At 72.0% G+C, this 20,515-nt stretch carries 18 protein-coding genes and 2 pseudogenes; 16 read left to right on the forward strand and 4 right to left on the reverse strand.

Features of this window, described 5'->3' with window-relative positions; all coding sequences use genetic code 11:
• The first annotated feature begins 15 nt into the window (after positions 1-15).
• From ASD93_RS00170 to ASD93_RS00225, 12 genes are all read left to right on the forward strand, one after another.
• Complete coding sequence (locus tag ASD93_RS00170; RefSeq protein ID WP_082569148.1) at positions 16-1,377, forward strand: NtaA/DmoA family FMN-dependent monooxygenase; 1,362 nt, start codon at positions 16-18, stop codon at positions 1,375-1,377.
• 278 nt (positions 1,378-1,655) lie between these two features.
• On the forward strand, positions 1,656-3,287 hold the full coding sequence (locus tag ASD93_RS00175) for a TIGR04028 family ABC transporter substrate-binding protein (RefSeq protein WP_056117408.1): 1,632 nt from the start codon (positions 1,656-1,658) through the stop codon (positions 3,285-3,287).
• Positions 3,288-3,304: 17 nt separating this feature from the next.
• Entirely contained in the window at positions 3,305-4,285 is a 981-nt protein-coding gene (locus ASD93_RS00180) for an ABC transporter permease (RefSeq protein ID WP_056117409.1), read from the forward strand.
• Positions 4,282-5,241 (forward strand): ABC transporter permease, encoded by a 960-nt coding sequence (locus ASD93_RS00185; RefSeq protein WP_056117412.1) that lies wholly within the window; start codon positions 4,282-4,284, stop codon positions 5,239-5,241. The genes ASD93_RS00180 and ASD93_RS00185 overlap by 4 nt, the downstream gene beginning before the upstream one ends.
• Positions 5,238-6,884 carry a dipeptide ABC transporter ATP-binding protein gene (locus tag ASD93_RS00190; RefSeq protein ID WP_056117414.1) on the forward strand — a complete coding sequence of 549 codons (1,647 nt, stop codon included), beginning with the start codon at positions 5,238-5,240 and terminating at the stop codon, positions 6,882-6,884. The genes ASD93_RS00185 and ASD93_RS00190 overlap by 4 nt, the downstream gene beginning before the upstream one ends.
• Positions 6,881-7,915, forward strand: coding sequence for a putative FMN-dependent luciferase-like monooxygenase (locus ASD93_RS00195; RefSeq protein WP_056117415.1), 1,035 nt, complete (start codon positions 6,881-6,883; stop codon positions 7,913-7,915). The genes ASD93_RS00190 and ASD93_RS00195 overlap by 4 nt, the downstream gene beginning before the upstream one ends.
• Positions 7,912-8,532 carry a CMD domain protein gene (locus ASD93_RS00200; RefSeq protein ID WP_056117417.1) on the forward strand — a complete coding sequence of 207 codons (621 nt, stop codon included), beginning with the start codon at positions 7,912-7,914 and terminating at the stop codon, positions 8,530-8,532. The genes ASD93_RS00195 and ASD93_RS00200 overlap by 4 nt, the downstream gene beginning before the upstream one ends.
• Positions 8,529-9,155, forward strand: a complete 627-nt coding sequence (locus ASD93_RS00205) for an alkylhydroperoxidase domain protein (RefSeq protein ID WP_056117420.1) — start codon at positions 8,529-8,531, stop codon at positions 9,153-9,155. Before ASD93_RS00200 ends, ASD93_RS00205 begins: the two co-directional genes overlap by 4 nt.
• Complete coding sequence (msuE, locus tag ASD93_RS00210; RefSeq protein ID WP_056117423.1) at positions 9,152-9,736, forward strand: FMN reductase; 585 nt, start codon at positions 9,152-9,154, stop codon at positions 9,734-9,736. The genes ASD93_RS00205 and msuE overlap by 4 nt, the downstream gene beginning before the upstream one ends.
• Before the next feature lie 193 nt (positions 9,737-9,929).
• Positions 9,930-10,913: a pyridoxal-phosphate dependent enzyme gene (locus ASD93_RS00215; RefSeq protein WP_235566841.1), complete on the forward strand. Its 984-nt coding sequence runs from the start codon at positions 9,930-9,932 to the stop codon at positions 10,911-10,913.
• Positions 10,910-12,070 (forward strand): cystathionine gamma-synthase, encoded by a 1,161-nt coding sequence (locus tag ASD93_RS00220; protein ID WP_056117426.1) that lies wholly within the window; start codon positions 10,910-10,912, stop codon positions 12,068-12,070. The genes ASD93_RS00215 and ASD93_RS00220 overlap by 4 nt, the downstream gene beginning before the upstream one ends.
• A gap of 181 nt (positions 12,071-12,251) precedes the next feature.
• Complete coding sequence (locus ASD93_RS00225; RefSeq protein WP_056117428.1) at positions 12,252-14,288, forward strand: NAD(P)-binding protein; 2,037 nt, start codon at positions 12,252-12,254, stop codon at positions 14,286-14,288.
• Positions 14,289-14,395: 107 nt separating this feature from the next.
• Here ASD93_RS00225 and ASD93_RS00230 read toward each other — a convergent pair whose 3' ends face one another.
• Positions 14,396-15,466: an SDR family NAD(P)-dependent oxidoreductase gene (locus ASD93_RS00230; RefSeq protein ID WP_056117431.1), complete on the reverse strand. Its 1,071-nt coding sequence runs from the start codon at positions 15,464-15,466 to the stop codon at positions 14,396-14,398.
• Between the two features lie 49 nt (positions 15,467-15,515).
• Between ASD93_RS00230 and ASD93_RS00235 the strand changes: the two genes are divergently transcribed.
• A complete protein-coding gene (locus tag ASD93_RS00235; protein ID WP_056117434.1) occupies positions 15,516-16,079 on the forward strand; it encodes a TetR/AcrR family transcriptional regulator in 564 nt (187 codons plus the stop codon).
• Positions 16,080-16,101: 22 nt separating this feature from the next.
• Positions 16,102-16,419, forward strand: a complete 318-nt coding sequence (locus ASD93_RS00240) for a hypothetical protein (protein WP_056117437.1) — start codon at positions 16,102-16,104, stop codon at positions 16,417-16,419.
• 147 nt (positions 16,420-16,566) lie between these two features.
• Here ASD93_RS00240 and ASD93_RS00245 read toward each other — a convergent pair.
• Both ASD93_RS00245 and ASD93_RS00250 read right to left on the reverse strand, forming a co-directional pair.
• Positions 16,567-16,878: pseudogene (locus tag ASD93_RS00245) on the reverse strand (hypothetical protein); the annotation flags it as partial.
• A gap of 9 nt (positions 16,879-16,887) precedes the next feature.
• Positions 16,888-17,526, reverse strand: a complete 639-nt coding sequence (locus tag ASD93_RS00250) for a TetR/AcrR family transcriptional regulator (protein WP_056117439.1) — start codon at positions 17,524-17,526, stop codon at positions 16,888-16,890.
• Between the two features lie 112 nt (positions 17,527-17,638).
• Between ASD93_RS00250 and ASD93_RS00255 the strand changes: the two genes are divergently transcribed.
• Positions 17,639-18,445, forward strand: a complete 807-nt coding sequence (locus tag ASD93_RS00255; RefSeq protein ID WP_056117442.1) for a sugar phosphate isomerase/epimerase family protein — start codon at positions 17,639-17,641, stop codon at positions 18,443-18,445.
• Entirely contained in the window at positions 18,445-19,575 is a 1,131-nt protein-coding gene (locus ASD93_RS00260; protein WP_056117445.1) for a Gfo/Idh/MocA family protein, read from the forward strand. Before ASD93_RS00255 ends, ASD93_RS00260 begins: the two co-directional genes overlap by 1 nt.
• Positions 19,576-19,821: 246 nt before the next feature.
• Here the strand turns inward: ASD93_RS00260 and ASD93_RS00265 are convergent.
• Positions 19,822-20,505, reverse strand: a pseudogene (locus tag ASD93_RS00265) (NADPH-dependent F420 reductase); the annotation flags it as partial.
• Between the last annotated feature and the right edge of the window lie 10 nt (positions 20,506-20,515).

Here is a 20,515-nt window from a genome sequence, read left to right on the forward strand (position 1 = left end):
CTGATCGTCGGTGCCATGGTCCGCACCCTCGGCGCATACCCGTCGGGGTGGCGGCATCCGGGTGCCCATTCCGATCCGCACACGGATGCCGAGGTGCTGCGTCGGGTCGCTCGGCTCGGCGAGGACGCCGGGCTCGACTACCTGTTCTTCGGCGACTGGCTCGCGACGGGGCCCGACCTGGAGTACCGCGACCCGTACCTCCTCGCTCGCATCGATCCGCTGAGCGCGGTGCTGTATCTCGCCGGCGTCACCGAACGGATCGGCCTCATCGCCACCGTGAACTCGACGTACGCCGATCCGTACGCGACCGCGCGGGCGACGGCATCCCTCGACCTCCTCACCGGAGGCCGCGCCGGCATCAACCTCGTCACCGGCGCCGAGCCGCGCGCGGCCGCCAACCACGGACGCGACGCGCACGCCGACAACACCGCGCGCTACGACCGCGCCGAGGAGTTCGTGCGCGCCCTGCGGCTCCTCTGGGAATCGTGGGACGAGGACGCCTGGATCGCGGATGCCGCGGCCGGTGTGCTCATCGCCCCCGAGCGACTGCGGGCAGCGGCGTTCGACGGCGAGCACGTGCGGGTCGAGGGGCCGCTGAACGTCGCGCGGCCGCCGCAGGGTCACCTTCCGCTCGTGCACGCGGGAACGTCGCCGCGCTCGCGCGCGCTCGCCGCAGCCGAGGCGGACCTCGCGCTCATCGCCGCGCCGACTCTCGCCTCGGCCGTCGACGCGCGCGCCGAGCTGCGGGGCCTGGCCGAGGCATCCGGACGCGACCCCGACACGCTGAAGGTCATCGTGCCCGTGCTGCCCGTCGTGGCGGAGTCGGATGCTGCCGCCCGCGCGATCGTCGACCGGCTGCTGCTGCTCGTCCCGATCGACGACGGCGGACCGCATCGCGACCGGGTGGCCTTCCCGCCGAACAGGTCGCTCGGATCGTTCCTCGACGCCGCGGGCGTCCCTGGGGACGATCCGGCGCGCAGCGCCGCCGTGGACGACACGGTGCCCTCGGCGACAGCCCGGGCCTTCGCCGACGCCGGGGCGAACACGCTGCGGCTCGTGCAGGACCGCGCCGGTCGCAGGGCGGGCATCGACCTGACATGGCGGCACCTGATCGCGGCGCACGCCGTGCCGGCCGCCTTCGTCGTCGGCGGCCCCGCGGCGATCGCCGATCACTTCGAGCAGTGGCGCGATGCGGCCGCCGCGGACGGCTTCAACGTGCTGTCGGCGTTCCAGCCGGCGCAGTTCGAGGCCTTCACGACGCTCGCGGCGCCGGAGCTGCGACGCCGCGGCCTGCTCGGCCGCAGCGGGGCGTCCCTTCGCGACCGGCTCTCGCTGGGGGCGCCGCGCCTCGCCCACGACCCCGTCGGCGTCGCCTGAGCCTCGCCCCCAGCCCGGCCCCCTTCCGTTTGTGCGGGTGAAGTGCGCTCCACCACTCCGTCGGGCGCACTTTCACCCGCACAAACGGAACGGGCAGGAGGGGTGCAGAGGCGGGCCCTGACGCGGCCGCAGTGTTACGCCCCGTGAAGCGGCGTGACGCCCCGGTGCGGGCGGTGACGGGCGGTGACACACAGCCGAGCGAGGTCCCGGCGAGCGTCCGTAGCGTGGCCACACCGTCCCGCCGCACCAGGCGTCCGACACCCATCCGAGGAGTACTCATGTCCCGTCCCGCAGCACGCGCCCTGGCCGGCGTCGTCGCGGTCGCCGTCGCGGCCTCGCTCACCGCCTGCGCCTCCGGCGCGGCCTCGAGCGACCCGCAGGCCGCCGGCGATCCCGTCACCGGCGGCACGCTCACCTATCTCGAGCACCAGACCTACACGAACCTGTACCCGCCGCAGGCCGGGTTCTATCCCAACGGAGGGCTCGTCAACAACATCGCCGCGCGATTGACGTGGCAGAACCCCGAGACCCTCGAGATCGAGCCGTGGGTGGCCACCGAGTGGACGGTGAACGAGGACGCGACCGAGTACACGTTCGAACTCCGTGACGGCGTCACATTCTCCGACGGCACGCCGCTGGATGCGGAGGCCGTGGCGAAGAACTTCGACACCTACGGTCTCGGCAACGCCGACCTCGGGCTGACGGTCTCGGAGGCGATCAACAACTACGCCTCGAGCGAGGTCGTCGATGACGACACGGTGACGTTCCGCTTCTCGGCCCCGGCGCCCGGCTTCCTGCAGGCGACGTCGACGATCAACTCCGGCCTGCTCTCGCCCGACACGCTCGACTTGACCCTGGAGGAGTTCGGCGCCGGGAACGCGACCGACATCGTCGGCGCCGGGCCGTTCGTCATCACCGACGAGAAGCTCGGCACGGAGCTCACCCTCGCCGCGCGCGAGGACTACGACTGGGCGCCGCCGAGCTTCGACCACCAGGGTCGTGCGTACCTCGACGAGATCCACCTCATCGTGACCCCCGAGGACAGCGTGCGCATCGGCTCGCTGCTCGCCGGTCAGGCGGACTACATCCGCTATGTGCAGGCTTTCGACGAGGAGCGCGTGGCCTCCGCCGGGTTCGACGTGCACGCGCCGCAGACCCGCGGCGTCAACAACGCGCTGAGCCTGCGCTTCACGAATCCGCTGCTCAGCGACATCCGCGTGCGCCAGGCCCTCGTCGCCGCCGTCGATGCGCAGGAGGTCGTCGACACGATCTTCACCGAGAACTACCCCGTGGCGACTTCGGCCCTCAGCTCGTCGGCCGTCGGCTATAAGGACGAGTCCGAGTCCTACACGTACGACCCGGAGAAGGCGGCCACGCTGCTGGACGAGGCGGGCTGGACGGCGGGTGACGACGGCATCCTCGAGAAGGACGGCGAGCGCCTGTCGCTCACGGTCTACGAGGCCGCGCCGCAGCCGCTCTCGAAGCAGACGCTCGAACTGGTCGCGCAGCAGCTCAAGGAGGTCGGTGTCGAGCTCACCGTGAAGGCAGCGGATGCCGGAACCTACGCCGAGGACATCAAGGATCCGCTCAAGACCCCGCTGTACCACTCGATGGTCGGCCGCGCGGACCTCGACGTGATCAAGAGCCAGTACCACACGAAGAACCGCAACACCCTGCTGTCGGACGACGCTGAGCTCGACCGCCTCCTCGAGGTCGTCGCGTCCACGCCGGACCCCGACGAGCGGATCGCGGCTTCGCAGGCGGTGCAGGATTACCTCGCCGAGCAGGCCTACGTCATCCCGCTGTTCGAGGAGCCGCAGGTCTACGGCACCGCCCCCTACGTCCACGGCGTCGAGTTCGAGTCGGTCGCACGGCCGCTCTTCTACGACGTCTGGCTCGACAAGCAGTAGGCGGCGGGAGCCAGAGCATGCGCTACGCGCTGAGACGCGCCGGGCAGGCCGCGATCGTTCTGATCGCGGCCTTCACGGCCACCTTCATCCTTCTGCAGCTGCTGCCGGGCGATGCGATCCTGATCAAGTACGACGACCCGTCGCTCGGGTTGAGCGCCGAGCAGGTCGAGCAGATCCGCACCTCGTACGGGGCCGACTCGTCGTGGTGGGAGCAGTACTGGGCGACCCTCAGCGGGTACGCCCAGGGCGACTTCGGCTACTCGACGCAGTACGGCACGGGTGTGCTCGACCTGATCGGCGAGGCGCTGCCCGCCACGGCGGCGCTGGCCTCGCTCGGGTTCCTCCTCGCAGCCGTCATCGCGGCGGCGATCGCGTTCCTGTCGACGCTCTCGCCGTTCGCCTGGCTGCGCTCGGCCCTGCGGTCGCTGCCGGGGGTGTTCGTCTCGGTGCCGGTGTTCTGGCTCGGCATCCTGCTCATCCAGGTGTTCTCGTTCGGGCTGGGGTGGGTGCCGATCGTCGGCGCCGACCCGGTGGCCGGGCTGATCCTTCCCGTGATCACGCTCGCGGTGCCGATCTCGGCGCCGCTGGCCCAGATCCTCGTGCGCGGCATCGACGACGTGCAGCTGCAGTCGTTCGTGACGGTGGTCCGCGCGAAGGGGGCGTCCCCGTCGTGGGTGCTGTGGCGCTCGGTCGCGCGCAACGCGATCCTCCCGACCCTCACGATCGCGGGCGTGCTGTTCGGCGAGCTCATCGGCGGCGCCGTCGTGACCGAGACGGTGTTCGGCCGCGCGGGAATCGGCCGGGTGACGGAGCAGGCCGTCGCGAACCAGGACATCCCGGTCCTCCAGGGGATCGTCGTGCTCGCGGCGTTCACCTTCGTCGTCGTGAACCTCGTCGTCGACCTGCTCTATCCGGTGCTCGATCCGCGCCTGCGGGAGACCTCGCGCCGCGCCCGGCCAGACGCATCTCGCCCCACCCCCGTGGAGGTTCCCGCATGAGCGCGCAGCTCACAACGGACAGCGCGGATGCCGCAGCCCGTCGCCGTGCGGCGGAGGACGAGGCGTCCGGTACCGTCCTGGATCCCCTCGCCCGCGATGCCGGCGCGCCCGCCCGCCAGCCGGAGCGACGGTCCAGCGCCGCGCGACTGTTCGCGCTCGGGCGCCGTCCCTCATGGACGCTCGTGCTCGCGATCGTCGTGGTCGTGGTGGCCGTGCTGTGGGCGATCGTCCCGTGGCTGTTCGCGACCCAGAACCCGATCGAGGGCGTCCCGGCCGACAAGCTGCTCCCGCCCAGCACGGCGCACTGGTTCGGCACCGACGCGATCGGCCGCGACCTGTACGCGCGCGTCGTCTACGGGGCGATCCACTCGCTGTCGGGAGCGCTCATCGCCGTCACGGTGGGACTCGCCGCCGGGACCCTGATCGGCGTCGTCGCCGGCTCGGTCGGGGGAGTGCTCGACGACATCCTCATGCGCGTCGTCGACGTGCTGCTTTCGATTCCCGGCCTGCTGCTGTCGCTCTCGATCATCATCCTGCTCGGCTTCGGCACCGTGAACGCCGCGATCGCCGTCGGCGTCGGGAGCGTGGCCTCCTTCGCCCGCCTATCGCGCTCCGAGGTCGTGCGGGTGCGGCGGAGCGACTACGTCGAAGCCGCCTTCGGCAGCGGCGGGACGTTCGTCTCGGTGCTCTCGCGCCACGTGCTGCCCAATTCGCTCACGGCCGTCGTCGGGCTCGCCGCGCTGCAGTTCGGCGCCGCGATCCTCGCGATCTCCACCCTCGGCTTCCTCGGCTACGGCGCCCCGCCCCCCACCCCGGAGTGGGGTCTGCTCATCGCCGAGGGCCGCAACTACGTCGCCACCGCCTGGTGGCTGACGACTCTCCCCGGCCTCGTCGTGGTGATCGTGGTGCTCAGCGCCAACCGCATCAGCCAGTCCATCGGAAGGGGCCCGCGATGAGCGTGCTCGGCATCGAAGACCTGCGCGTCTCGTACGCGACCCGCACCGGCCGGAGAGAGGTCGTCCACGGCGTCGGATTCGAGGTGGGCGAGGGCGAAGTCGTCGCGCTGGTGGGCGAGTCCGGATCCGGCAAGTCGACGACGGCCCACGCTCTGCTGGGCCTGCTCCCCGAGGGAGGGCGGGTCGACGGCGGCGCGGTCACGCTCGGCGGCGTCGACATCTCGGGCTGGTCCTCGAAGCGCCTCCAGAGCGTGCGCGGCGTGCAGGTCGGACTGATTCCGCAGGACCCCGCCGCTTCGCTCGACCCGGTGCGACCGATCGGCGTGCAGGTGGGCGAGATCCTGCGCCTGCACCGCCGCTCCGCCGGAGGGGAGCGCGACCGCGCCGCGGTCCGCGCACGCGTGCTCGAGCTGCTCGAGCGCGTCGGTCTCGACGATCCGGCGCTGCGGGCGCGCCAGTACCCGCATGAGCTGTCCGGCGGGATGCGCCAGCGCGTGCTCATCGCGATCGCCATCGCGCTGCGGCCGCGGCTCATCATCGCCGACGAGCCGACGAGCGCGCTCGACGCGACCGTCCAGCGACGCATCCTCGACCTGATCGACGACCTCCGGCGCGAGGAGGGCACGTCGGTGCTGCTCGTCACGCACGACCTCGGCGTCGCCGCCGACCGCGCGCAGCGGATCGTCGTGCTCAAGGACGGCGAGATCGTCGAACAGGGGCCGAGCGACAGCATCCTGTCCGCCCCGTCCGATGCGTACACCCGCCAGCTCCTCGCCGACGCGCCGGCGCTCGCCGCGGAGGGCTTCCGTCGTCCCGCACCGCCGCTGTTCCTGCGGGATGCCGCTGCCGCGGCGGGCGAGAACCCCTATGCGATCCTCGCCGATGGTCTCGTGAAGGAGTTCGCGGTGCGGGGGGCCGAGCCGTTCCGGGCGGTCGACGACGTCTCGTTCCAGGTGCGCCGAGGAACGACCCACGCGCTCGTGGGGGAGTCGGGATCGGGGAAGACCACCACGGCCCGCCTCGTCACCCGATTCCTCCAGCCCGACCGCGGACGCATCGAGCTCGACGGCTCGGACGTCGCCGGCGTGCGCGGCCCCGCGCTGCGGGACCTGCGTCGACGCATCCAGCTCGTGTACCAGAACCCGTTCTCGTCGCTCGACCCGCGGCAGAGCGTGGGGCGCATCGTCGCCGAGCCGCTGCACAACTTCCGCGAGGGCACCCGCGCCTCCCGTAGGGAGCGCGCCGCGGCCCTGCTCGACCGTGTCGCCCTGCCCGCCGACGTCTTCGAGCGCTCACCGCGCGAGCTGTCCGGCGGTCAGCGGCAGCGTGTCGCGATCGCCCGCGCCCTCGCGATCGACCCCGACGTGGTGGTGCTCGACGAGGCGGTGTCCGCCCTCGACGTGACTGTGCAGGCGCGCATCCTCGAGCTGCTCGAGTCGCTCCAGCAGGAACTGGGACTGACGTACCTGTTCATCTCGCACGACCTCGCCGTGGTCCGCCGCCTCAGTCACACGGTGTCGGTGCTCCGGCGCGGACGCGTCGTCGAGGCCGGCACCACCGAGGACATCTTCACCAGCCCCGCCCACGACTACACGCGCGAGCTGCTGGCCGCCGTGCCCGGACGATCGGAGGTCGCGGCATGACCGCACCCACTCTCGCGTTCTTCACGCGCCTTCTCGACGACGCGCCCGCGGCGGAGCGGTACCGGCTCGCCACCGACCAGGTGCGTCACGCCGAGCGCTTCGGCATCCAGCGCGCCTGGGTCGCGCAGCACCACTTCCGCGCCGCCGAGGGAGGGCTTCCGTCGCCCTTCGTCTTCCTCGCCCACGCGGCCGCGGCCACGAGCGAGATCCGGCTGGGGACGGGGGTCGTCACGCTGCCCCTGGAGGATCCGGTGAGGGTCGCCGAGGACGCGGTCGTCGCCGACCTGCTCTCGGGCGGCCGGATCGACCTCGGTCTCGGCAGCGGCGGCACCCCGTCGTCCTTCGTCCCGTTCGGCCTGGACGTGGCCGACAAGGCGGCCGCGTACGACCGCAAGCTCGGCGTCCTGCTCGACGCGCTCGCGGGGCGCGAGATCGGCGGCGGCAACACCCTGTATCCGGATGCCTCGTCCCTCGCCGATCGCCTGTGGCAGGCGACCTTCTCCGTGCCGGGCGGCGCGCGCGCCGGCGTGCACGGTCACGGCCTGCTGCTCTCCCGCACGCAGCCCCGCCCGGCGGACGACCTCACCGCGCCGCTCGCGCGACTGCAGGATCCGATCGTGGACGCGTACCTGGACGCGCTCCCCGCCGGAATCGCGCCGCGCGTGACCGCCTCGCGCACCGTGTTCGTCGCCGACGATCGGGCCGACGCCCTGCGGTTCGCCGAGGTGGGCCTTCGCCGCGCCGCCGAAGGGTTCCGCCGCGCCGGGCAGACGATCCCCGGAGACACCCTCGACGAACTGATCGCGTCGCTCGACACGCACCTCGGCACCCCCGAGCAGGTCGCCGAGTCGCTCGCGGCCGACGCCACCCTCGCCCGTGCCACCGAGGTCGCCTTCCAGGTGCACTCGGTCGATGCCTCCCACGACTTCGTACTGCGGTCGATCGAGCTCTTCGCCGGCGAGGTCGCCCCCGCGCTCGGCTGGTCCACCCGCGATATCTCACCCACCCCCCTCGAAACGGAGAACGCATGACCTCCCCCACCCTTGACACCGTCGACGGCCTCGCCGGCCTTCGCCCCGATGGCGTGGTCGCGCACCTGCGCCGCCGACGCCCGGTGACGCGCGAGCAGCTGCAGGCCAGCTCCGACGCGCTGTTCGCACCCCTCGACGATCGCGAGTTCCCGCTGACCGAGCGGCTGCTCGTGGCCGCATTCGCCACCCGCCTCACCGCCGACGACGCCACCGCCGCGCACTACGCAGCGCGGGCTTCGGCGGCGGATGCCGGGCGTGCGGAGGTCGTCGCGGGCGAAGCATCCGCCTCCGCCACGGCAGGGCCGTTCGGCGCCTACACCGAGGAAGGGCTGCGGGCTGAGAGCACCGATGGCCGGCGCTACGAACCGGGCATCGCCGTCCGCGCGGCGCTCGGTGAGCGGCTCACCGCCGCCATCGCGCACGCGCACCTGCTCACCGCCCGCCCGCGCGAGGCCGGATCCGCCGCCCTCGACCGCCTTCTCAATGCCGGCTGGAGCGTCGACGGCATCGTCACGCTCTCGCAGCTCGTCTCCTTCCTCGCCTTCCAGCAGCGCGTGGCCGCCGGCCTGCGTGTGCTGGAGCAGTCCACCCCCACCCTCGAGGAGGTCCCGGCATGACCGGCACCACGACCGACATCCGCACCTACGTCCACGACGAGCCGCATCCGCACGCGTTCACCCGCGCCGAAGTGGGGTGGGTGCCGTGGCTGGAGCCGTTCCCCGAGGACGAGCTCACCGAGCGTCACTACGACGGGCTCGTCGACCGCCCGCGCGCGTCCAGCGACTACTTCCGGCTGCTCGTGCGCGACCCCGAGATCCTGCGTGCTCGCACGCTCGTCGACAAGGACATCTTCTACAACGTCGGGGAGGGTCTCCCGCGGGCCGAGCGGGAACTGGCGGCGGCTGCGGCATCCCGCGTCAACGGGTGCGTGTTCTGCGCCTCGGTGCATGCGCGGTTCGCCGCGCACTACTCGAAGCGCGCCGACCTCGTCGACCTCCTGCTCGACGAGGGCATCTCGGCCGAGCTCGGCGAGCGGTGGGACGCGATCGTGGCGGCAGCGGCGGCGCTCACCGCGACCCCGATCGCATTCGACACGGTGCACGTCGAGCGGCTGCGCGCGTCCGGGCTCGACGATCTCGAGATCTCGGATGTGATCCACGGGGCGGCGTTCTTCAACTGGGCCAACCGGCTCATGCTGTCGATCGGCCGTCCCGTCGCGCCCGTCGCCGAGACGCCGTGACCGCGGCGGCGCGACCGCTGCAGGTCGTCGGAGTCTCCGGGTCGCTCCACGAGCCGTCCCGCACGACCGCGCTCGTGCGGGCGATCCTCGACGAGGTGGCGGCGCGCGCCGACGCGGAGACCGAGCTGATCGAGGTGGCGGCGCTCGGCCCGTCGTTCGCGGGAGCGCTGCGACGTGACGATGTCGCACCGGCCGTGGAGCAGGCGCTGCAGCGCATCGAATCCGCCGACGTGCTCGTCGTGGCGAGCCCGGTCTACCGCGCCTCGTTCACCGGGCTGTTCAAGCACCTGTTCGACTTCGTCGGCCAGTACGAACTGGTGGGGAAGCCCGTGCTCCTCGCGGCGACGGGCGGCGGCGAGCGTCATGCGCTGATCCTCGAGCATCAGCTGCGCCCGTTGTTCGGGTTCTTCCAGGCGCTCACGCTGCCAGTGGGGGTCTACGGGTCCGACAGCGACTTCGAGGCCTACGAACTGACGTCGGCCGACGTGCGACGCCGCGTCTCCCAGGCGGTGGGAAGGTCGCTTCCGCTCATCGAGCGGTCCGCGCGCCTGCGGCCGTCCGAGTACGTCGCGACGTGGTGACCGGTCGCGCGTCGCGGAGCGGCGATGAGATGAATGCCACCCCCACGGTGAGGAGCCATCGGGCTAGACTCGTCCCGTGTTGACCTGTCGCTGTTGTCGCTGAGTGCCCCGCGCACCCCTTCGCGACCCCGACAGCACCCCCGCGCGTCCGCGCGGCCACACCGAGGACACATCCGTGCGTTACGCCAGAAGCGTGGCCGATCTCGTCGGCAACACCCCCCTCGTCCAGCTCACCCGCGTCACCGAGGGCATCGCCGCCACGGTGCTCGCCAAGGTCGAGTACTTCAACCCGGGCAGCTCCGCCAAGGACCGCATCGCCCGCAACATCATCGATGCCGCGGAGCGCGACGGCCTCCTCCGCCCCGGCGGCACCATCGTCGAGCCGACGAGCGGCAACACCGGTGTCGGCCTCGCGCTCGTCGCCGTCGAACGCGGATACCGCATGATCTTCGTCGTGCCCGACAAGTTCGCCGGCGAGAAGGTGTCGGTGCTCAAGGCCTACGGTGCCGAGGTGGTGATGACCCCCACCGACGTGCCGCCGGACGATCCCCGCTCGTACTACGGCGTCTCCGATCGCCTGGCACGCGAGATCCCCGGTGCGTTCAAGCCAAACCAGTTCGCGAACCAGAACGGACCGCGTGGGCACTACGAGACCACCGGCCCGGAGATCTGGCGCGACACCGAGGGACGCGTGACGCACTTCGTCGCGGGCATCGGCACCGGTGGCACGATCACCGGCACCGGCCGCTACCTGCGCGAGGTCTCGCAGGACGCCGTGCGGGTGATCGGCGTGGACCCCGACGGCTCGATCTACTCGGGCGGACCCGTGCACGGCTACCTCGTCGAGGGCGTGGGCGAGGACTTCTGGCCCGAGACCTACGATCCCGCCGTCGTGAACGCCTACGAGCGGGTCGCGGATGCCGAGTCCTTCGCGATGACCCGGAGGCTCGCCCGCGAGGAGGGACTGTTCGTGGGCGGTTCCAGTGGCATGGCCGCCGTCGGCGCGCTCCGCGTCGCCCGCGACCTTCCCGCCGAAGCCGTGGTGGTCGTGCTGCTGCCCGATCACGGCCGCGGTTACCTCAGCAAGATCTACGACGACGACTGGATGCGCGCGCGCGGATTCGACGTCGACGACGCCCTCGGCACCGCCGACCGATCCGAAGGAAGCCCCGCATGAGCGACCCCACCCAGTTCCCCGGCTTCGAGACCCGCTCGGTGCACGCCGGTCAGCGGTTCGACCCGACGACCGGCGCGGTCATTCCGCCGGTGCACTTCTCGACGACGTATGCCCAGGACGGCATCGGGGGCCTCCGAGAGGGGTACGAGTACGGCCGAAGCGGCAACCCGACGCGCACCGCGCTCGAGACGCAGCTCGCCGCGCTCGAGGGCGGAGCCCATGGACTGTCCTATGCGTCGGGTCTCGCCGCCGAGGACGCGCTCCTGCGCGCCGTGCTCGAGCCCGGCGACGAGGTGCTGCTCGGCAACGACGTCTACGGCGGCACCTACCGCCTCATCGCCCGCGTCCTCGGACCGTGGGGCGTGGGCGTGCGGGTCGTCGACATGCGCGATCTGGATGCCGTCGAAGCGGCCCTGCACGCGCGCCCGGCGCGCATCGTCTGGGTCGAGACGCCCAGCAACCCGCTCCTGCACATCACGGACATCGCCGGTCTCGCGCGGCTCGGTCACGCGGCCGGCGCGCTGGTCGTCGTCGACAACACCTTCGCGACCCCGGCGCTGCAGCAGCCGCTCGCGCTCGGCGCCGACGTCGTCGTGCACTCGACCACGAAGTACCTCGGCGGCCACTCCGACGTCGTCGGCGGCGCGCTCGTGCTCAACGACGACGCGCTCTTCGAGCAGGCGAAGTTCCTGCAGTTCGCCGCCGGCGCCGTGTCGGGGCCGATGGACGCCTGGCTGACCACCCGGGGGATCAAGACGCTGGCCCTGCGGATGCAGCGGCATAGCGAGAACGCGCAGGCCGTGGCGGAGTTCCTCGACCGTCACCCGAAGATCGCGAGGGTGCACTACCCGGGTCTGGCCGGTCACCCCGGGCACGCCCTCGCCGCGCAGCAGATGCGCTCCTTCGGCGGGATCGTCTCGGCAGAGCTCGAGGATGCGGCATCTGCTCGTCGGTTCGCGGAGTCGACGCGTCTCTTCCAGCTCGCGGAGTCGCTGGGCGGCGTGGAGTCGCTGATGAACTACCCCGACGAGATGACGCACGCGTCGGTGCGAGGGACCGAGCTGGCCGTGCCCGAGGAGCTCGTGCGCCTGTCGGTCGGCATCGAGAGCGTCGACGACCTGATCACCGACCTCGACCGCGCGCTCGCAGGTCTCTGACCCCCCGCCCTCCCGGCCCCCGCCCCCCCCGCCCCGCCCCCCGCCCCCGCCCTCCCGCCCCGGCCTCTTCCGTTTGTGCGGGCGAATGCGCGCAGGTGAGCAGCGCCAGGCGTGCCTACGCCCGCACAAACGGAAGGGAAGGGGAGGGGAGGGGAGCGGCGCCGGGTCGTAGTCTCGGAGGATGAGCGGCACCGGAGGCATCACGACGGCGGCGTCCGGGGAGTCGGCGCTCGCCGCCCCGCTGCAGATCGGCTCGGTCGTCGTGCCGAACCGCATCATGCAGACGGCGCACTCGAAGCAGTACTCCGACCGAGTGGAGTCCGATCGGGAGACCGCCTACTTCGTCCGGCGGGCGCTCGGCGGCTGCGGCCTGTTCGTGGCGGGCAACCACTTCGTGCATCCGTCCGGATCGATCCGCGGGTTCCAGGACGCGTTCCGCCCCGAGTCGGTGGCGGCGAGCAGGCGCATGACCGATGCGATCCGGGATGCCGGAGCCCGCGTCTTCGTGCAGCTGAACCATCACGGGGCACAGGCACAGCCCGACCGCCCCGACGGTCCAGGCACGGTGTATGCCCCGTCACGCATACTGTCGCCCTCGACCGCGCACGCCACGCGCGAGATGAGCCGGGACGACATCCGATCGGTCGTCGACGGGTGGGCGGTGTCGGCCGAGCACGCCCGCGACGGCGGCTTCGACGGCGTCGAGATCCACATGGCGCACGGCTACCTGCTGCACCAGTTCCTCTCGCCGCTGTACAACGCGCGCCTCGACGCGTACGGCGGTGACCTCGACGGTCGCACGCGCTTCCCCCGCGAGGTGCTGCGCGCGGTGCGCGACCGTGTGGGCGAGGACTATCCCGTCGGGATCCGGATCGTGGCGAACGAGTTCCACCCCGACGGTCTCGACGGAGCCGCGATGCTCGAGATCATCGCGCGCCTGCGCGACGAAGCGCGGATCGACTTCCTCGACGTGGCGGCCGGCGGCTACCACAACGTGCACTACGTGTTCCCGTCGTCGCCGATGCCGTACGCCTGGCTGCGCGACGAGGTCGCCGCGATCAAGGCGGCCCATCCCGATGTCGCCGTGTTCGGGGTGGGTGCCGCGCGATCCGTCGAGGAGGCCGACGAGGTCGTCGCGTCGGGCATCGCCGACATGGTCGCGCTGACCCGGGCTCAGATCGCCGACCCCGACCTCGGGCGCAAACTGGTCGACGGCACGGCGGCCGTGGGGAGCGGCATCCGTCATTGCATCCGCCTGAACCAGGGATGCCTCGGCCGCGGCAGCCGCGGACTCCCGATGTCGTGCACCGTGAACCCGCTCGCGGGGCGCGAAGAGTCTCGTGGCGAGCGGCCCCGGACGACGGCACCGCAGCGGTGGGTCGTCGTCGGCGGCGGTCCGGCGGGCATGCGCGCCGCCGTCGAGCTCGCCTCGGACGGCCACGACGTCACGCTGCTCGAGCGCGGCGCCGAGCTCGGCGGACAGCTGCGGCTCGCGCGCCGGGTGCCCGGTCGCGAGAGCGTGGGCCTGCTCGTCGACGACCTCGTCCGCGACCTGGAGGCCGCCGGCGTGGACGTGCGGCTCGGCGTCACGGCGTCGGCGGCGGACCTGCGAACGGCCGGTGCCGACGGGATCGTCGTGGCGACCGGGGCGCTCGCCCCTGTGACGACGTCGCTCGCGCTCGGCGGGGCGTACCGCGGCGGGTTCCCGGCCGCCGGGACCGTCGACGCCTTCACGGCCGCGGCCGAGCCCGCTCGCCTGGGCCGCCGGATCGCCGTCGTCGACGCCGACGGCACCGCCTACGCCGCCGGCATCGTGCTCACGCTCCTCGGCGGCGGCGTCGACCAGCTCGAGCTGATCACGCCCTTCGAGACGGTGTTCCCCCACATCGGCGCCGGATACGACCGGCCGCTGCTGCTCGAGCGACTCGGTGCGCACGGCGGATTCCGCCGGCGCACGTCGGTGCTCGTGGACGCCGTCGCCCCCGGCGCGATCGAGCTCGGCGACGTTCTCACGGCCGAGCGCACGCGCATCGACGGGCTCGACGCCGTGGTGGCGATCGAGCCGCGGGCGTCCGTGGTCCTGGACGGACTGGCGGATGCCGCCCCCCGCATCGTCACCATCGGCGACGCCTTCGCGCCGCGCACGATCGACGCCGCGATCTTCGAGGCCGTCGAGCTGGCCTACGACGTCGCCGGTCTGGCCGTGCTGCGCGGCTGACGCGCCCGAGCCGGCCTCGCGGGCCACGCAGCACCGAGTCGCCAAGACACGCCGACCGCTCGTCGCGGCGACGGCGTGTCTTGGCGACTCAAGGGGTCAGTGAGGCGTCAGGCCGCCGACCAGCCCCCGTCGCTCGCGAGCACGACGCCGTTGACGTTCACGCCGTCGTCCGAGAGCAGGAACGTGATGGATGCTGCCAGCGCGTCGGCCTCGACGGGATCGGGCATGACCGCCATCGCCGTCTGGATGCGGTCCGCGCCGAGCGGGGAGCCGAAGCTGGCCTCGATGTTGGTGATCGTCGGGCCGGGCGCGACCGCGTTCACGCGCACGCCGCTCGGGCCGTACATGAACGCGCTCGACTTGGTGAGCCCGACGACCGCATGCTTCGACGCGGTGTACGCGACGCCCGCCGCAGAGCCGCGGAGGGCGGCCTCCGAGGCCGTGTTGACGATCGATCCGCCGCCCTGGGCGAGCATCGTCGGCACGACGGCGCGCATGAGCTTCATGGTGCCGTCGACGTTCACGCGGAAGACGCGCTGCCACACGGCATCCGTCACGTCCGCCACGGGGGTCATGTCGTCCATGATCCCGGCGATGTTCGCCAGGCCGTCGATGGTGTCGCCCGCCGCCTCGACGATGCGCGCCACGCCCGCGTCGTCGGTGATGTCGGCGACCAGCGCGACGATGTCGGAACCGGCGTGATCGGCCGCGAACTCGTCGAGGCGCTCCTGGCTCACGTCGACGGCGACCACGCGTCCACCCTCGCGTGCGATGCGCGACGCGGTCGCGCGCCCGATGCCGGAGCCCGCACCGGTGACGATGACGGTGCGACCCGAGAAGCGGCCCTGGTCGATGCGCTCGGTCCACTCGCGCAGGGCGACGCCCTCGCCGGTGTCGACGTCGGAATCGACGGATGCCGCGGTCCCGGCCGCGGTCCCGCCGCCTTCGGGGAGCTCGCCCGCGGCGACCCGGCGCACGAGGTCGTCGAGCATCTCCTGCGTGAAGGCGCCGCGACTCATCTTGACGAGACGCTTGATGGCGAGGCGGCGGACGGGCTTGAACACGTCCGGAGTCTGCCCGCCCTGGGCGAGCATGTCGGTGAGGATCGCGTTTCCGGCCGGATCGGCCAGCCAGTCTGCGATCGAGGAGTCGCCGGTGAGCGGCTTCGGGTTGCCCATGTTGTCTTCCTTTCGACCGGACAGCAATGTCCGGTATTAGGCTACACCCGTGCCCAGCACCGCATCCCCCCGTGCGAACCGTGGTCCCGCCGCCGCCGCCGAGAACCGTCGAGCCCTCATCGCCGCCGCCCGTGAGGTGTACGCCGACGGGGGCCTCAACGCACCCTTCAGCGCGGTCGCGAAGCGCGCCGGCGTGGGGCAGGGCAGCCTCTACCGCCACTTCCCCGATCGCACCGCGCTCGCCGTCGCCGTCTTCGAGGAGAACGTCCGCGACCTCGAGGCCTACACCTCGCCGCCCGAGCGCACGATCGACGACCTCATGGATCGCGTGGTCGACCAGGCCGTCGTCTCGACCGCGCTCATCGACCTGATCACCGCCGACCTCCACGACGTGCGGGTGCTTCCGCTGGGCGAGCGGTTCGCGGCCGTGGTGTCCCGTCTGGTCGATCGCGAGCGTGCGGCGGGACGCATCGGCGCGCACATCGACGCCGAGGACGTGATGATGGCCGTCGGCATGCTCGCGACCGAGATCGCGCGGGCGGATCCTCCCTCACGGCCCGCTGTCGCCGACCGTGCCCGCGCGCTCTTCCACGCGGCTTTCACACCGCGCTGACCCCGCGTCGTAAGCTCCTCGCATGGGCAGGTTCATCTACGACACCGCGGCGAACGCGGTCGACATCGACGATCGCACGCTGGCGCACCTGCGGATCGTCGTCATGAACAAGCTGCGCCGCGCCGAGCCGTTCATGTTCGACGTCGAGGTCGGCGACGGCAGCGGGCGTCGCAGCTTCTGGATCCACCCTTCCGTGCCGCTCCAATTCCACTTCTTCGGCAGCCGGCTGCCGCGCATCAACCGCACGTGGGTCGAAGAGCTGATGCAGGCAGCGAGCGGCCCCGCCGGCCTGACGATCCTGCCCGAGCCCGCCGAGGAGATCGTCACTGCGCCCGAGTGACCGACCTCAGCGCGAGGGGACGTCCTTGGCGGTGACGTCCTCACCGGCGACGCGGAGGCTCTCGACGTCGAGGCTCTCGACGTCGAGGCTCTCGACCTCGACGGTGCCGAGTGCGACATCCGCCCCGCTCTCCGCGCCCGCGACGGGCTCGGGTCCCGTATCGAAGTGCTCGGCGACGAGCGAGATCCCGCCCGAGGAGTTCGCCGAGTTGGCGAGATCCTCGATCCACTCCCTGCTGAGGCTCACCGGCTCGGGATCGTCGAAGACGAATCGCAGCGGGATCGAAGGGTGCAGCCAGATCGTGGTGCGACCCTGGGGCTGGTCGTCCGGATGGCGCCATGACAGCGTGAAGCTCTCGTCGCGACGCAGCTTCGTCGCGACGACGACCTTGAGGTGCGCGAGTGCGCGGTCCTCGATATGGATCGGGGTCGCCGACCCTCCGTAGTAGATGGTCCCCACGCAGGAATTCTAATCCTGCGCGGCGCCATCCGAGTCGTCCGGGGCGAGAAGACGCGCCAGCAGATCGAGCGCACCGGACTGCGGCACCGAATCGTCGAGCATCCACTGCGCCTGCAGCCCGTCGGAGGCGGCGATGACGAGCGAGGCGACCGCCTCGGGATCGACGTCCGTGCGGAGGCGTCCCGCCGCCTGATTGCGTTCGACGCGCTGCACGAGGTCGGCCCGTACGCGCGCGAAGCGCTCGGTCGCGAACTCCGTCGCGTCGGGGTGCCCGCTCTCCAGGGCGGCGGCCACGAGCGTCGAGTACAGCTGCACCAGTCCGGGCACGGAGTGGTTCCGCTGAGCCGACGCGGTCATGATCTCCACCGGCGACGCGTCGGCGGCGTGCGGTCGCGCCGCGGCGTTCTGCCGCTCGGCCTCGCGGTACACCTCGACGAGCAGCTGCTCCCGGGAGGTGAAGTAGTGGGTCAGCGCCGCATGCGAGACGCCGAGCTCCTGCGCGATCGCGCGCAGGCTCGTTCCCTCCGACCCGCGCCGCGCGAAGACGTCGATGGCGAGGTCGAGGATCTGCTGGCGCCGGGCGAGTCCCTTCGCGTACGGCCCGCGCGTGCGGGGCGCGGCGTCGTCCGGTGCGGGGTCTGCGGGCATGCAGGCATCCTATGCGATTGAAAACCTCCGCGTGGAGGTTTTCTGGTAACGTGCTGACGAGCGCTCGGCAGCGGGCGCGCGTCATCGTCGACCGCCGAGGAGAGGTTCCCCCATGCCGGCACTCACATCCGTCCAGCTGTTCACGGTCAAGGACGCCCTCGAGGCGGATCTCGACGGCACCCTCGCGGAGGTCGCCCGCCGCGGCTTCACCGCCGTCGAGCCGTACGACTTCGTCCGCCGTGCCGAGCCCCTCGCAGCGGCGCTCGCCGCGCACGGCCTCGTCGCGCCGACCGGCCACGCCTTCCTCGCCTCGGAGTCGTTCGTCAACCCCGACGGCAGCGGGACGAAGATCCCGGTGCCCAGCCCCGACGAGGTGTTCGACGCGGCCGAGACTCTCGGCATGGGCACCGTGATCGACCCCTATACGGAACCTGCCCGCTGGGAGACGCGCGCGCAGATCGAGGAGACCGCTCGCCTGCTCAACGCCGCCGCCGAGATCGCCGCGACGCGCGGCCTGCGCGTCGGCTACCACAATCACGCCCATGAGCTCGAGGCGCAGATCGACGGGCAGACCGGGCTCGAGCTGCTCGCCGAGCTTCTCGACCCGCGCGTCGTGCTCGAGGTCGACCTCTACTGGGCGGCCCGTGCGGGCGCGGACCCGGCCGAGCTGCTGGCGAAGCTCGGCGACCGCGTGGTCGCGGTGCACGTGAAGGACGGCACGCTCGATCCCGAGGCCGTGAATGCGTACCCGCCGGCCGATCAGGTGCCCGCCGGAACAGGCGTCGTTCCCCTCGCGGAGGCGCTGGACGCGGCATCCGCTCTCGAATTCGCGATCGTGGAGTTCGACGCCTACTCGGGCGACCTCTTCGAGGGCATCGAGCAGAGCCGCGTCTTCCTCGACGAGCGGGCGGCCCGCTGATGAGCGCTCCCGTCGGCGTCGGCATCATCGGCGCAGGGAACATCAGCGATCAGTACCTCACGAGCCTCACGAGCTTCCCCGACGTGACCGTGATCGCGATCGCCGACCTCGTCGAGGATCGTGCGCGCGAGCAGGCCGCGAAGTACGGCGTCCCGAAGGCGGGCGGCGTGGAGGTCGTGCTCACCGACCCCGACATCGAGATCGTGGTCAACCTGACGATCCCGGCCGTGCACGTCGAGGTGTCCGAGGCGATCATCGCCGCGGGCAAGCACGTGTGGACCGAGAAGCCGATCGGCGTGGACCGTGGGTCGTCGCTCGGGCTGCTGGAGATGGCGGATGCCGCATCCCTCCGCGTGGGCGTCGCACCCGACACGGTTCTCGGCCCGGGGGTGCAGACCGCCAAGCGCGCGATCGCGCGCGGCGACATCGGGCGCCCTCTGTTCGCCCAGACGACGTTCCAGTGGCAGGGTCCCGAGATCTTCCACCCGAACCCTGCATTCCTGTACGCCGTGGGCGGTGGGCCCCTCCTGGACATGGGCCCGTACTACGTCTCGGCGCTGGTGCACGTGTTCGGGCCCGTCGCGGCCGTCGGCGCCCTCGGCCTCAAGGGGTCCGAGTCGCGCGCGGTGCAGGTCGGCCCGCTCGCCGGGGACGAGTTCCCCGTCGAGGTGCCCTCGACCGTGTCGGCGCTCATCCAGTTCGAGGGCGGCGGTCAGGCGCAGAGCCTCTACAGCACCGATTCGCCGCTGCTGCGGCAGGGGATCGTCGAGATCACCGGCACCGAGGGAACCCTGGTGATCCCCGACCCGAACACCTTCGGCGGCGCGATCACGATCACGCGCCCGCTGCGCGAGATGATCGTCCCGCCCGCGCCCGTCGTGCAGGAGATCGTCGACGTGGCGCAGGAGGGTGTGCTCGCCGGTCGCGGACTCGGCCTTCTCGACATGGCCCGCTCGATCCGTGCCGGCCGCCCGCACGTCGCGACGGGGCGGTTCGGCTTCCATGTGCTCGACACGCTCCTGTCGATCGAGGAGTCGGCGGAGCGGCGCGCATTCGTCCCCGTCGAGAGCACCGTCGAGGAGGTCGGCTCTCTCCCGGCCGACTTCGACCCCTTCGCCGCGACGCTCTGACGCGGCATCCGGGGGTGCGCGGCCTGCGCGCGGGCGCATAACTCCTGCACTTGGCCCGGGCTGTTGAGCCGCGGGCGCGGAATCCCGCGGGTGCGCGGCTCACCGCGCGCGGATGTGCAGGAGTTATGCGCCGTATCGGCGCCGCGTCGCAGGAGTTATGCGCCGTGGGCGCCGTGGGCGCCGTGGGCGCCGAGCGCGCCCGGCTGACCGGCTCACCGGAGCGAGAGGCCGACCGGATGCCCCGGCTCAGCGGGTCGCGCGGGCGAGGTTCTGCTCGAGCTCGGACTTCGTCTGGCGGGTGACGTAGGCCGGCTGGTCGCGCTCGACGCGCCAGCTCTCGTCGACGGAGCCGATGTCGACGGCATCGAAGCCGAAGGCGTCGTACAGCTCGGCGACGAAGGCCGCGGCATCGGGGTGATCGCTCGCGGTGGCCAGTGCGCGCCGATCGGGGGTCCCCGCCGGCGCCCCGGTGGTGAGGATGTCGCCCGAGGTGATGTGGTTGAAGGCCTTCGCGACCTTCGCGCCGGGCAGGTGGTCCTGCAGGAGCCCCGTGGTCGTGGCCTGCTTCGCGTCGAGGGCCGCGATGTGCCCGTCGCGCTCCCAGTAGTAGTTGTTCGTGTCGAGCACGATCTTGCCCGCGAGCGGCTCGACCGGGACGTCCTGATACGCCTTGAGCGGCACCGTCACGATGACGACGTCACCGGATGCCGCGGCATCCGTCACCGTCGCCGCCGACGCGTTCGCGCCCAGGTCGTCGACGAGCGCCGTGAGCGTCTCCGGCCCCCGCGAGTTGCTGATCACGACCGTGTAGCCGCGGTCGACGAGGCCGCGCGCGAGGGTCGATCCGATGTGTCCTGCTCCGATGATTCCCACTGTGGTCATGACGGGGCACAACACCGGGACGCCCGGCGGGCATTCCCACCGGGCGTCACGCGCCGAC

The organism is Microbacterium sp. Root180, assembly GCF_001428485.1.
Classification (GTDB): domain Bacteria; phylum Actinomycetota; class Actinomycetes; order Actinomycetales; family Microbacteriaceae; genus Microbacterium.

Excerpts from the sequence above, each read along its gene's own strand:
- ASD93_RS00170 (WP_082569148.1), top strand. The coding sequence starts at position 16 with ATGGTCCGCACCCTCGGCGCATACCCGTCGGGGTGGCGGCATCCGGGT.
- ASD93_RS00175 (WP_056117408.1), top strand. The coding sequence starts at position 1,656 with ATGTCCCGTCCCGCAGCACGCGCCCTGGCCGGCGTCGTCGCGGTCGCC.
- ASD93_RS00180 (WP_056117409.1), top strand. The coding sequence starts at position 3,305 with ATGCGCTACGCGCTGAGACGCGCCGGGCAGGCCGCGATCGTTCTGATC.
- ASD93_RS00185 (WP_056117412.1), top strand. The coding sequence starts at position 4,282 with ATGAGCGCGCAGCTCACAACGGACAGCGCGGATGCCGCAGCCCGTCGC.
- ASD93_RS00190 (WP_056117414.1), top strand. The coding sequence starts at position 5,238 with ATGAGCGTGCTCGGCATCGAAGACCTGCGCGTCTCGTACGCGACCCGC.
- ASD93_RS00195 (WP_056117415.1), top strand. The coding sequence starts at position 6,881 with ATGACCGCACCCACTCTCGCGTTCTTCACGCGCCTTCTCGACGACGCG.
- ASD93_RS00200 (WP_056117417.1), top strand. The coding sequence starts at position 7,912 with ATGACCTCCCCCACCCTTGACACCGTCGACGGCCTCGCCGGCCTTCGC.
- ASD93_RS00205 (WP_056117420.1), top strand. The coding sequence starts at position 8,529 with ATGACCGGCACCACGACCGACATCCGCACCTACGTCCACGACGAGCCG.
- ASD93_RS00220 (WP_056117426.1), top strand. The coding sequence starts at position 10,910 with ATGAGCGACCCCACCCAGTTCCCCGGCTTCGAGACCCGCTCGGTGCAC.
- ASD93_RS00225 (WP_056117428.1), top strand. The coding sequence starts at position 12,252 with ATGAGCGGCACCGGAGGCATCACGACGGCGGCGTCCGGGGAGTCGGCG.
- ASD93_RS00230 (WP_056117431.1), bottom strand. The coding sequence starts at position 15,466 with ATGGGCAACCCGAAGCCGCTCACCGGCGACTCCTCGATCGCAGACTGG.
- ASD93_RS00240 (WP_056117437.1), top strand. The coding sequence starts at position 16,102 with ATGGGCAGGTTCATCTACGACACCGCGGCGAACGCGGTCGACATCGAC.
- ASD93_RS00250 (WP_056117439.1), bottom strand. The coding sequence starts at position 17,526 with ATGCCCGCAGACCCCGCACCGGACGACGCCGCGCCCCGCACGCGCGGG.
- ASD93_RS00255 (WP_056117442.1), top strand. The coding sequence starts at position 17,639 with ATGCCGGCACTCACATCCGTCCAGCTGTTCACGGTCAAGGACGCCCTC.
- ASD93_RS00260 (WP_056117445.1), top strand. The coding sequence starts at position 18,445 with ATGAGCGCTCCCGTCGGCGTCGGCATCATCGGCGCAGGGAACATCAGC.